The sequence below is a fragment of the Shewanella sp. MF08487 genome, assembly GCF_050848685.1.
Taxonomy (GTDB): Bacteria; Pseudomonadota; Gammaproteobacteria; order Enterobacterales; family Shewanellaceae; genus Shewanella; species Shewanella glacialipiscicola.
Map to the genome: position 1 here is coordinate 160,430 of NZ_JBOZPB010000001.1, position 11,941 is coordinate 172,370.

Annotated in this window: 6 protein-coding genes and 1 pseudogene; 4 read left to right on the forward strand and 3 right to left on the reverse strand. The window is 43.7% G+C overall.

Annotated features, from left to right (window positions below; genetic code table 11):
• Positions 1-143 precede the first annotated feature (143 nt).
• Positions 144-3,527, reverse strand: a pseudogene (locus ACRN9H_RS00670) (chitinase C-terminal domain-containing protein).
• 367 nt (positions 3,528-3,894) lie between these two features.
• Between ACRN9H_RS00670 and ACRN9H_RS00675 the strand changes: the two are divergent.
• Together ACRN9H_RS00675 and ACRN9H_RS00680 are read left to right on the forward strand one after the other, a co-directional pair.
• The gene (locus ACRN9H_RS00675; protein WP_432312024.1) at positions 3,895-4,359 is read left to right on the forward strand and encodes an acyl-CoA thioesterase; all 465 of its coding nucleotides are present in this window, start codon (positions 3,895-3,897) and stop codon (positions 4,357-4,359) included.
• A gap of 220 nt (positions 4,360-4,579) precedes the next feature.
• On the forward strand, positions 4,580-5,269 hold the full coding sequence (locus ACRN9H_RS00680) for a response regulator transcription factor (RefSeq protein WP_432312025.1): 690 nt from the start codon (positions 4,580-4,582) through the stop codon (positions 5,267-5,269).
• A 125-nt stretch (positions 5,270-5,394) separates the two neighbouring features.
• On the opposite strand, the gene cysB is transcribed toward ACRN9H_RS00680, so the two are convergent.
• The gene (gene cysB / locus ACRN9H_RS00685) at positions 5,395-6,378 is read right to left on the reverse strand and encodes an HTH-type transcriptional regulator CysB (protein WP_432312026.1); all 984 of its coding nucleotides are present in this window, start codon (positions 6,376-6,378) and stop codon (positions 5,395-5,397) included.
• Between the two features lie 228 nt (positions 6,379-6,606).
• Here cysB and zomB point away from each other — a divergent pair, with 228 nt between their 5' ends.
• On the forward strand, positions 6,607-7,386 hold the full coding sequence (zomB, locus tag ACRN9H_RS00690) for a flagellar motor control protein ZomB (protein WP_432312027.1): 780 nt from the start codon (positions 6,607-6,609) through the stop codon (positions 7,384-7,386).
• A 174-nt stretch (positions 7,387-7,560) separates the two neighbouring features.
• On the opposite strand, the gene topA is transcribed toward zomB, so the two are convergent.
• Positions 7,561-10,203, reverse strand: coding sequence for a type I DNA topoisomerase (topA, locus tag ACRN9H_RS00695; RefSeq protein WP_432312028.1), 2,643 nt, complete (start codon positions 10,201-10,203; stop codon positions 7,561-7,563).
• A gap of 331 nt (positions 10,204-10,534) precedes the next feature.
• Here topA and astB point away from each other — a divergent pair, with 331 nt between their 5' ends.
• On the forward strand, positions 10,535-11,869 hold the full coding sequence (gene astB / locus ACRN9H_RS00700) for an N-succinylarginine dihydrolase (protein WP_432312029.1): 1,335 nt from the start codon (positions 10,535-10,537) through the stop codon (positions 11,867-11,869).
• The last annotated feature ends 72 nt before the right edge of the window (positions 11,870-11,941 follow it).

Sequence of the window (11,941 nt, forward strand, 5' to 3'; positions counted from 1 at the left end):
GAAGCGATATACATTTTCCAATAAAAAAACCGATCTTTGATCGGTTTTTTTATTAAGAGCGGTTTAATACCCATTGTATTTATAGCCGACAGCAACACACTACGACTGACGGCTTTGCACACTTTTATAGTGCATAAACAATGTTATAGATTACACACAAACGCCCAATCAGCAGAAGATCCAGGTGCTGCATTGGTCCACCACTTAGCTTGGTAAACAGCGCTACTGTTTTTCATCCGATCGCCCGTTGCTGCATGACTTGGATTTCCCTGATAGTCCTTTTGCGGGAAATTTGGATAAGAAGGAATACCCGCAGTATCGACACTCGCCGCTTCACAACTATCCACCACAGGTACTTGGCATTCAGGTAAACTTGGATTTGCAGCACAATCCACAGGTGGAACAACGGAACTCGCCGCACCAAATCCATATCGAGAGCCATTAAAACTCACAGTAAAGTTTGATGGCATAGAGACAGGCAAATAGTACTTAATCGTGCCGTCAAACGTTGCCCCAGGTGCGAGACTTTTCCAGGTTGGTAAGATAAAGCGAATATGGTGGAAATCATTCTCCAATCCGCCCACGTTATTTCCTGCCACATTGGAACCATCCGTTACCACAGTTAACCCCATACCCGATTGATCGGCAATTTCGGCTGAAGTTGAAGTTGAAATATCAAATTCAAACTCAGCACCGCCGGGTATAGTCACTTGGCTATTATTGGTGATGGTTAAGGTTGGCGTAATAGGATAGTTACTGTCGCCCACTTTATAGCCAGATAAGCTTGCCGTTAAGGCCAATGTTTGTGATGGCATTACCTGATTACTGGTGCGATTACCATACGGGGTTGCTTGCGCAAATCCGTTGTACGCAATGCTGGTCATAGTATCACCCACAAAGAACTCACCCTGACCATTGTTACGCTCTGGATACCAGCCGAAGTCACCTGCTAATTCCCAGAACATAACGCCTCCAATGCCGTTATCGACCACATATTGCACTTTACGCGCCATAGCTTGCTCGTCTTCAGTAGACAGATACACCTTTTTTATAGGGTTCCATAGCCATGAAGATTCCGCAACAGCGTCATAATGGCGCTCATAGGTGCCCGTCAGTCGATCGGCGACATTCGTTTGCGGATCTAATCCATAAAGGCTTAAATAACTGCCGCTGATACCGAGTTCCAAGTTTTTAGCATGCCACATAGGGTTTGAACCTGCGAACATCTCATCGCCACGTACATCACTATCGTGCCAGAGGTTATCAATTCCTTGAGCACCGTAACCACAGTTTGACGCCCCATCACCCGTACCCACAGGACAAGCCGTTTGATCCGGATATGCCGCTAAGCCCCATAGACCGTTGGTGCCACCACTGACATTTTGCCAACCACGGGTGTAGTAAGGAATACCGATATTGATCCGCCCTGCTGGCATAGAACCGCGGAAATAATGGTATGCCCAATCGGTATTGAGATAACCAATGCCGCCATATTGCGCCGTACTATAAACATCCCAATGCGCAAGTTCTGCATCTGTACCTGTGTCAAACAGCGCCGCATTGTGACCGACAAAATCGTTCCACGCGCCGTGCAAGTCATAGCTCATAATGTTGACGTAATCGAGATAACGGGTCATCTGATACGCTTCCATCCCACGCAACAAATAGCCCGATGCTGGCGCAGCAACAGTCAACATGTAGTGCTTACCATCTTGCTTGCTGGCTGCATCGAGTTTTTCACGCAGGGTTTTCATCAGCAGTTCGTACTGTTTAAACAAGGTCGCACGCTTTGGCTCTGACATCGCAAAATCATCAGGATTACCGGATTTAGCCATTGATGTCGCGTACTCATAGTCGATATCCGCCCCATCAAAGCTGTAAGTGCGTAAAAACGTCACCACAGAATCGGCAAAGGTTTCAATCCCTTGCGTCGTCTGAGTCATCTCATAGAAACCACCACTGGCAACACGATTGCCGTTATCATCAAAATAACCGCCCGTTTCAGCCCAGCCACCAATCGAGATTAAAGTCTTAACGTTTGGATGGCGTTTTTTATACTTATTGAGTAAGTTAAAATGGCCTTTGTAATTAAACTCGGGATCCATCTCAGCGCCTGCAACGCCCGGCCACTCTAATACTGTTGCCGCATTCGTCGCACTATTTGGGTCGCCAATAGAGACCTTGTTATTCGAATCAATATGCGCAAATGCATAATTGATGTGAGTAATTTTATCCCACGGAATATCACTTGCGAGATAACTCGGCTGGCCATTTTTACCCGTGCGCCACGAAGTAAAGTAACCGATAACGCGGCGGGCGTGATCGCTACCCATTTTTTCGCGGCCCTGTTCATCGTACACATCGCAATAGACTGAATCACCCACTAAACCTTCAGGACGGCAAGCCTCATTATCGGTTGGTGCTTGACCTACTTGGCCAATAACCGCCGTTGATAATGTTGTCAGGCCAAGATTATCAATCGCCTCAGCGGTGAAACGAATGTCACCGTTTTCAATGGCAGTCCATTGTGCACTCTATGGCGCGGTTGCATCTTCAGCAACGAGCACACCGTTAGCATAAAAGCGCACGCTGGCCACATCGCCATCACTGTCAGTCGCAGTTGCTGCGAGTGATAACACCGTGCCTAAATCTGTTTGAAAGTTGGCCTGCGGCGCGGTTAATGTCACGCTTGGCGCTTGATTAGCTGCGACAACATTGAGTTTGATGATTGCCGACAAGCCACTGGCATTGTGACTATCGTAGGCACGGGTTTGTATTTGATGCTCACCGACTCCAACAGCCTGCCACGTTGCCGAATAGGGTGCACTGTTATCAGTCGCAATCAATTGACTATCAAGATAAAACTCAACTTTAGTAATGCTATCACCCGTATCAGGATCGCTCGCATTCGCGGTAATGGTTACTGAGTCGCTAACAGTGACAGCGCTGTCATTGAGAGGTGACAAAATTTCTGTCGAAGGCGGTAAGTTTTCACTCGTAGCATTGATAACGGTTAGCACAACACTTTTCTCGGTCGTCGCACCTTTGTCATCGGTCGCTACCGCTTTAAGCTGAACACTGCCGATCGCATTAGTCGTCCAAGGGCTCGTTACCGCCTGACCATTGGCAAACCAATTTACGCTCGAAACGGTACCGTCAACATCAGATGCATCGGCCTGCAGCACGACAACATCCCCTAAATTCACACTCACATTGTTTTGCGGCTGCAAGATAACCAGTGTAGGGGCTTGGTTTTGCGCTCCATCACACACGCCTTTGTTTTCCCATACGCCCCACTGCCCTGTTTGGCTCGGGTTTTCATTCTGGGTCCACCACTTATTTTGATAGAGATAATTATCGTAGGTTACAGGCGTGACGGTTGCATAGATTTGGCTACTGTTCCAAGCTGCTATGTCTTGGCAACTCACTGCTGCAGCCGTTTGAGAATAACTCAAACCCGCCATAGCTGTGGCCATTAACCACGCGAATCGCTGTTGCTTCATTACCCAAGGTATATTACAGATCATGTTGAAATCCTCTTTTATTATAGTATGTTACCGAAATAGTCCTTTACACGATCACATACAACGTCAGATGACAACAAAGGGGTTACTGCGGAATATTCAAGGTAGCTCAATGTAAGTAATTTGTTAACCTTTAAAGTGTTATATTAAATAACTAGATATGACAAAATTTAAAAACCACATTACTTTTAATGACTTATACTTAAACGATGAGTTTAAAATATTATCTGCTATGCATAGCCGCCTAAAAAATTAGTAATAAACCGACAATAAAATCTGCTAGAGGCTCAAAATGAAGTGGTTTTCTATCTTTAAGAATTAAAAATCTCTATAATTCTGCCTTATTTGCTGCATTACCTTAGGTTGCTGTATGTCGCTTACGCCCATTTCTCCAAACACTGAAAATACCTCACGAACCGAAACCTCTGAAGCACAATTCCCAGAAGCGATTCAAACGCGAATCGACTCCTCTGAAGCGCGGGTAATCAAAGCGGTATTTCCATCCATCACCAACCATCACAATACGTTATTTGGTGGCGAAGCTTTAGCGTGGATGGATGAAACGGCCTTTATTGCTGCAACTCGTTTTTGCCGTAAAACCTTAGTGACTGTGAGTTCCGACAGAATCGATTTTAAAAAACCAATTCCCGCAGGCACATTAGCCGAACTGATCGCGCGGGTGATCCATGTTGGTAACACTTCATTGAAAGTTGAAGTGAACATCTATGTCGAAGACATGTATCAAGATCATCGAGAGCATGCAATACGGGGAGTATTTACCTTTGTTGCAGTTGACGAACAACGAAATCCCACTCAAGTGTGGACCAATCGATAATTTTTAAACGGTTTAAAGATACAAATTAGCCCGCTCTCTCGGGCTTTTTATCGCTACTGGGCGATGCTTATATCTGTTGAGAAAACAGCGCTAAAAATCTAACAACCAGAAACATATAAAAATTTTGTTGTTATTGATGAATAAAGCAATAGGCTCATTGATTACTTTTCTGTTACATTGAATTCAATCTTCACGCGCACCGAACATAATCATAAAAGCCATGAAGCTAGAAAACTTAAATATAATTATCGCAGATGATCACCCATTGTTTCGCAATGCACTACGTCAAGCACTCACGAGTGCTTTTGAGCATGCACAGTGGTTTGAAGCCGACAGCGCCGATGCACTGCAAGCGGTACTTGATGACCGCCATGTTGATTACGATCTTGTCTTACTGGATCTGCAAATGCCAGGTTCACACGGCTACTCTACACTTATCCATTTACGCTCACATTACCCTGACTTACCTGTTGTGGTAATTTCAGCCCACGAAGACATTAATACCATCAGCCGTGCGATTCATTATGGTAGTAGCGGATTTATCCCTAAATCGTCTTCTATGGAAGCCCTTAAAGAAGCACTCACGGCGGTATTATTCGGCGATATTTGGCTGCCAAAAGGTGCTGAAATTATTCCCATTGAAGATGACGCCGTTGATAAAATGGCCAGTAAATTATCTGACTTAACGCCACAACAATATAAAGTGCTGCAAATGTTTGCTGAAGGTTTATTGAATAAACAAATTGCCTATGATTTAGGCGTATCAGAAGCGACGATTAAGGCACACGCCACTGCAATTTTTAGAAAGCTCGGCGTACGCAATCGTACGCAAGCAGTTATAGCACTGGCACAGTTGGAAATGTTAGATAAAATGGATATCTCCTCGCTCGGCCATAACCCTTTATCTTGAACAGATGACAACGGGTTTATTCTGTCGTAAAACAAGTGGCTATAAAATCCATCAATAAAAATGCCGCTGATTCAGCGGCATTTTTTATTGACTACTTTTATTAACTGCGATAACGACATTGACCTCTATCGCATCGGTAAATTTTTATCAGCAAACATTTCATCAATAAGTTGTTGGTCCCGTAGCGCTACAGCTTTTTCAACTACATCGCGGGTTAAATGTGGTGCAAAGTGTTGAATAAAATCATACATATAACTACGTAAAAAACTGCCCTTTCTAAATCCGATTTTAGTCGTACTGTGCGCAAATAGATGACCCGCATCAATAGCCACTAAATCTTTATCCACGATAGGGTCAATCGCCATTGAGGCTATCACGCCAACACCTAAGCCCAAGCGCACGTAGGTTTTAAGCACATCGGCGCTGGTTGCACTAAATACAACACGAGGTTTTAAGTTTGCATGATTAAACGCTTTCTCAATTTCAGATGCACGATCAAAACCAAAAACATACGTGACCAATGGAAAACGCGCTAACTCTTCGATACTAATCAGAGCATTTTGATTACGCGTTGCAAGAGGATGATCCTTAGGTACGACGATAGAACGATTCCAATGATAACAAGGCAGCATAATTAAATCTGAGTATAAATGCATGGCTTCGGTCGCAATGGCAAAATCGGCATCACCGCGAGCCGCTTGTTCACTGATCTGCGACGGTGTCCCCTGATGCATATGCAAGTTTACTTTAGGATAACGATCAATAAACTGACGAATGATCGTCGGTAATGCATAACGCGCCTGCGTATCCGTCGTGGAGATGTTTAACTCGCCTTGATCAGGCTTAGTGTATTCTTCAGACACTTTTTTAATACTTTCAACTTTGCCCAAAATATCATTAGCAATGCTGATAACTTGCAGGCCTGCTGGTGTGACATGGGTTAAATGTTTGCCGCTACGTCCAAATATTTGGATCCCCAACTCATCTTCTAGCATACGAACTTGTTTACTGATCCCTGGTTGGGATGTGTACAAGTTTTCAGCCGTTGCCGATACATTAAGGTTATGCTTGACGACCTCGGCAATATATCTGAGTTGTTGCAGTTTCATTTTATTTCCTTGTATCTAACTACGCAAAATGCCATTAACAACTGAGTCGTAAAGTGCGCTCAGCTATAATCAATCGTTATAGTATATAGTAAAAACTAAAGTAAATTGGAATATAGCGCGTAAGTCTACAGATTCATACGACAGAAATGATAACCTAGGCTAAGATAACTATGCTAGTTTATTGATTTATTGTAGCATTAGTTCAATTGGATAAATAATGGAACATCTATGTCATTCACCTTGGTTCTGATCCTTATTGGTGCGCTTTTACTGCTTGTTATCGGAATTAACGTTTTACAACAACAAAAAGAACGTGCGGAGGCAGAGCGGCGCATTGAGTTTGCTCGTCAAAGGGCAATCATTGATGAAACCGAAGCAGTGCTATCAAATACAGGTATGATGCCCTGCAGCACCAATATCGTATTAGTGCTGTACCGTCGAGTGCAAGATGCGTTGCTCGCTGCTACGGCAACAAGTAATGGTCAGCAACAAGCAGATTATCAACGCCGCTTAACTGATATCAACAATCAAATAACGACCTTGCAATCTGGCCAACCTCAAACGCCGCCGATTGAAAACTTTAAATTACCCGATAATGACAAACAAATTTTAGCTTTAGTACAAACCTTAAAAAAGTTAAAAGCCATACTCAGAGCTGAACATAATAAAGGTAAAGTCGATCCGAATATCTTTGCTCAGGAAGAAAGCCGTATTGATAGCTTACAGCTCAGAATCAACGTAGATTCTATGCTTTCTCGCGCACGCGCGGCCAGTTTTATGAAACAATATGGTTCATCAAAACAAATGGTTACCAAAGCACTTGCGACTTTACACGCGATCAAAGCACAGACGCCTAACGATCCTTTTATCGCTCGTAAGGTAGATGAAGCCAAGCTATTACTCGACGAGATTATGGGGGCCCAGAAACAATCTGAACCCAGCGCAGCAAAATCTAAAAATGAAGATGATGATATTGATATGCTGTTTCAACCAAAAAAGAAATGGTGATTTATTGCCATTTTTTTTTATATATATACCCCGTCAGTGTTCTATTGTGAGTAAGCTCAATTCAGCGTTTTATATGTTAGCAATCTAACATTGTTTTTTATGATGACTGTAATAGTAAAAAAGCCAAGTCATTTGACTTGGCTTTTTTCATTTTCAATCAGAGTCTCGTAGACGTTAGCTTTTCTTAGTCTTCTTGGTTGTCGCCTCACTCACCCACTTACCATTGACATAATGTGCAGACCAGCCTGTCGCTTTACCGTCAACTTCAGTGGCAACATACTGCTCTTTAGTCTTACGGCTAAACTTAACGACCGCCTTATTACCTTCATCATCGGTAACAGGAGCATCGGCTAAATATTGATATTTAGGCCACAGTAATTCACGGTATTGAACGAGCTCTTCAACCAGAGGTGCCCGGGTTTCCCGTGATTTAGGGAACGTACTGGCTGCCAAGAAAATACCTGCCGCGCCATCACGTAGCACAAAATGGGCATCAGACTTAGTGCACTTAAGATCTGGCAAATAGATAGGGTCTTCTTTTGGTGGCGCGGCTTCACCGTTCTTTAATAATTTACGTGTATTTTTACATTCGCTGTTCGTGCATCCAAAGTACTTACCAAAACGACCGTTTTTAAGCTCCATATTGCTACTACAGCGATCGCACTCAATCAGCGGACCTTCGTAGCCTTTGATCTTAAATTGGCCTTCTTCGACTTCATAGCCTTCACAAAGAGGGTTATTACCACAGACGTGCAACTTACGCTTTTCATCAATCAGGTAACTGTCCATCGCCGTGCCACAGATACTGCAACGATGTTTTGCACGTAGCGCATCGGTTTCAGCATCTTCACTGTTTTCGCTAATAGCCTCAACGCCAGGCGTGAGGTTCATCGTTGTCTTACAACGCTCTTTGGGAGGTAATTCATAACCAGAACAACCAAGGAACACTCCGGTTGTGCCTGTGCGAATACCCATTGGACGACCACAAGTGGGGCATTTAATATCCGTCATCACCATTTGGTTAAGACGCATGCCGCCTTCTTCAGGATCGAGCTCCGCTTTTGCTAATTGCTTCGTAAAATCGGCATAGAAGCCATCAAGAACTTTTTTCCAATCAAGTTCACCGCGAGCCACATCATCTAATGTTTGCTCCATACTGGCGGTAAAGTCATAGCTCATTAAATCAGCAAAGCTACTTACTAAGCGCTCACTGACTATTTCACCCATTTTTTCAGCATAGAAACGACGATTTTCAACCTTCACATAACCGCGGTCTTGAATAGTTGAAATAATCGTTGCGTAGGTCGATGGGCGGCCAATGCCGCGTTTCTCTAATTCTTTCACTAAAGACGCTTCGCTGTATCGTGCTGGCGGCTTAGTAAAGTGTTGCTTAGGTTGCAACTCTTTTAATGCTAATACATCGCCTTGTGCTACAAATGGCAAAGTACTGTCTTCTTCATTTTTCTTTTTCAGTGCAGTTTGCACACGAGTCCAACCATCAAAACGTAATGTACGTCCGGTGGCTTTAAGCTCATAGTCACCCGCTTTTACGGTTAACTTAGTCGCATCATATTGTGCTGGTGTCATCTGACACGACACAAATTGGCGCCAAATTAGCTCATACAAACGCTGAGCATCACGCTCCATGTCTGATAATGTGGCGGCCTGCACGTGCACATTAGACGGACGAATCGCTTCGTGAGCTTCTTGTGCGCCTTCTTTAGAACCATAACGAATAGGCTCTGCAGGGAGATACTTATCGCCAAACTCTTTGGCAATCATCTCACGTAGATTCTCTACCGCTTCTTGACTTAAATTAGTCGAGTCAGTACGCATGTACGTGATGTGACCTGCTTCATAAAGTCGTTGAGCCATCATCATGGTTTTCTTCACACCAAAACCAAGACGCGTACTCGCAGCCTGTTGTAATGTAGAGGTAATAAAAGGAGCTGATGGTTTGCTTTGAGTCGCTTTATCTTCACGAGCAAGTACTGTGTAACTTGCCGCTGATAACGCTTGAACCGCGGCCATTGCTTGCTGTTCATTGATAGGATTAAAGGCCGCATCTAAATGCTTAACCACTTCCATCCGCAAGGCTTCTTGAGCGGGCGTGCTGAGCTCAGCATGCACATCCCAAAACTCTTCTGGCACAAAAGCTTTAATTTCACTTTCGCGTTCAACCACTAAGCGAACAGCAACCGATTGTACTCGTCCTGCAGATAAGCCCCGGGCGACTTTTTTCCACAGCAAGGGGGATACCATAAAACCCACCACTCGGTCTAAAAAGCGACGAGCTTGTTGGGCATTAACCATATTGGTATCGAGTGTTGACGGTTTACTAAAAGCATCTTGAATCGCTGTTTTAGTGATCTCGTTAAAAACAACGCGTTGATACCGCGAAGGGTCGCCACCGATAACTTCCTGCAAATGCCAGGCGATAGCTTCTCCTTCACGGTCTAAGTCGGTTGCGAGATAGATGGTGTCAGCAGAATCAGCCAGCGCCTGTAACTCTTTAACCACTTTCTCCTTACCCGGAAGAATTTGATACTTCGCCGCCCAACCTTTTTCAGGGTTTACGCCCATGCGAGACACCAGCGCTTGCTGATCTTTCACCTTTTTATATTGAGCTTTTTCTTCTGGCGACATTTTCTTCACTTCGGCAGCGGATTTAACCTTTTCATTGCCTTCTGAAGTCGATGATGTCGGCAGATCACGAATGTGACCTACGCTCGATTTAACGATGAATTCTTTGCCAAGATATTTATTAATAGTCTTAGCTTTGGCCGGTGATTCGACAATAACTAGCGATTTACCCATAGTTTACTTTGCGCCAAAAAATCTCAAGAAGGTGGAAATTGGCACCATATATAGAGGGTTGTGTGGATAGTTTCAAGTTAATCCCTCTTTTATATGTACCAGCGAGTCACTTTTTAATCAAAGTTGAAAAAATGTAAAAATATAATATGCGTAATTAAAAACTAATATTTCATTATTTGCCAGCAAGCAAGAAATAGTTATGCATTTATGGCCAAAAAGTCGCTTTGAGCACAAAAACGTGCGCTTGTGCGCTCAAAAAGCTTCACAGTATACTGGCACCCTCAGGGACACTATAAACAAATAATAACCTTCCCTATCACAAGGATAAGCAATGAAGCACTTTGAAGCGAATTTTGATGGACTCGTTGGACCAACACACAATTACGCAGGATTGTCTTTTGGCAATGTTGCCTCACTGAGCAACGCCGCCTTAGCTTCTAATCCCAAAGCCGCAGCAAAACAAGGGCTACAAAAAGCCAAAGCCCTGGCTGATATGGGTATGGTTCAGGGTATGTTAGCCCCTCAAGAGCGCCCAGACCTTTATACATTGCGCCGAATTGGATTTTCTGGCTCTGATGCCAATGTTATACAACAAGCCGCGAAAGAAGCGCCTATGTTGCTTAATGCCTGTTGTAGTGCATCCAGTATGTGGACAGCCAATGCGGCAACAGTCTCGCCGAGCGCTGACACTCGTGACGGAAAACTGCATTTCACCCCAGCCAACTTAGTCGATAAGCTACATCGCAGCATCGAGCCCCTCACAACGGGGCGCATACTAACAGCAACTTTCAATGATCCCCACTATTTTCATCACCATAGTCATCTACCTGAGCATAATAGCTTCGGTGATGAAGGCGCCGCAAACCACACAAGGCTTTGTAAAGAATATGGCCATGCAGGCGTAGAGTTATTTGTTTACGGGCAAGAAGCCACCAACCCTAGTACACCTAAACCGCAAAAATATCCAGCAAGACAGACCTTAGAAGCGTCGATGGCAGTGGCACGTTTACATCAACTTGAAGAGGATAATTGTGTCTTTATCCAGCAAAACCCCGATGTAATTGATCAAGGTGTATTCCATAACGATGTTATCGCAGTCGGTAACCAGAATGTATTGTTTTACCATGAGCAAGCTTTCTTAAATACCAAAAATAAAATTGATGAAATTAAACGTAAGCTTGATACTGAACTATATTTCATCGAAGTGCCGACTACAAAAGTCAGTATTAATGACACTGTAAAAAGTTATTTATTTAATACTCAAATTATCACGCTGCCCTCTGGCGAAATGGTCATTGTTGCTCCAACCGATTGCCAAGAAAACCCCGCAGTATTTACTTATTTAAATGAACTACTAACGCTAAACACGCCAATTAAGCAAGTGCTTTATTTTGATGTAAAACAAAGTATGCAAAACGGTGGTGGCCCCGCGTGCCTGCGTTTACGAGTAGCGATGAATGACATGGAAGTTGCTGCAGTAAATCAACATACCTTAATGAATGAGGGCTTATTTGGGCGCTTAAATACTTGGGTGGATAAACATTACCGCGACAGATTAACCACAGCAGATTTAGCCGATCCGCAATTAATTATTGAATCCCGCACCGCATTAGATGAACTGACTCAGATCATGAGGCTTGGGAGCCTTTATCAGTTTCAGAGGTAGAGTAATACGCAAAATTCTTTAGTTAGATGGAGCTTAGCTCATGGGCTGAACTGCGTGTTAATTAGATGATAA

What these genes read in the sequence shown, in the direction of transcription:
- ACRN9H_RS00675 (WP_432312024.1), top strand. Translation starts at nt 3,895, where the DNA reads ATGTCGCTTACGCCCATTTCTCCAAACACTGAAAATACCTCACGAACC.
- ACRN9H_RS00680 (WP_432312025.1), top strand. Translation starts at nt 4,580, where the DNA reads ATGAAGCTAGAAAACTTAAATATAATTATCGCAGATGATCACCCATTG.
- cysB (WP_432312026.1), bottom strand. Translation starts at nt 6,378, where the DNA reads ATGAAACTGCAACAACTCAGATATATTGCCGAGGTCGTCAAGCATAAC.
- zomB (WP_432312027.1), top strand. Translation starts at nt 6,607, where the DNA reads ATGTCATTCACCTTGGTTCTGATCCTTATTGGTGCGCTTTTACTGCTT.
- topA (WP_432312028.1), bottom strand. Translation starts at nt 10,203, where the DNA reads ATGGGTAAATCGCTAGTTATTGTCGAATCACCGGCCAAAGCTAAGACT.
- astB (WP_432312029.1), top strand. Translation starts at nt 10,535, where the DNA reads ATGAAGCACTTTGAAGCGAATTTTGATGGACTCGTTGGACCAACACAC.